The sequence below is a fragment of the Pseudomonas sp. NPDC086112 genome (assembly GCF_044746425.1).
Taxonomy (GTDB): domain Bacteria; phylum Pseudomonadota; class Gammaproteobacteria; order Pseudomonadales; family Pseudomonadaceae; genus Aquipseudomonas.
In genome coordinates this window covers 4,166-4,588 of record NZ_JBIVCD010000083.1, presented here as the reverse complement: position 1 = coordinate 4,588, position 423 = coordinate 4,166, and the positions used below count along the sequence as shown (strand labels likewise).

Sequence of the window (423 nt, the reverse complement as noted above, 5' to 3'; positions counted from 1 at the left end):
CCTTGAGAAAGCCGCCACCCGTGAAGAGATGAACGAGTACCTGCGCTACATGGCGCTGCACTCCGATCTGCACAAGCAAATCGACTACGTCAATTCGCAGGAAGTGGTTTCCACCGACTTCGTTGGCTCGCGCCACGCAGGTGTTGTGGACGCGGAAGCGACCATCGTTCAGGACAACCGCGTTGTTCTGTACGTCTGGTACGACAACGAGTTCGGTTACAGCTGCCAGGTCGTTCGCGTGATGGAAGACATGGCCGGTGTAAACCCGCCAGCATTCCCGCGCTAAGCCTTAGCCGCACATGAAAACGCCCCGACTTTGGTTGGGGCGTTTTTGTTTGTGGGGATCGCGTAGGAGCGAGGCTTGCCCGCGAAAGCGATTTGCCTGACACATCGCTTTCGCGGGCAAGCCTCGCTCCAACAAGG

At 57.9% G+C, this 423-nt stretch carries 1 pseudogene; it reads left to right on the top strand.

Annotated features, from left to right (window positions below):
- Positions 1-286 (top strand): annotated as a pseudogene (locus ACIPLA_RS27945) (glyceraldehyde-3-phosphate dehydrogenase); the annotation flags it as partial.
- Between the last annotated feature and the right edge of the window lie 137 nt (positions 287-423).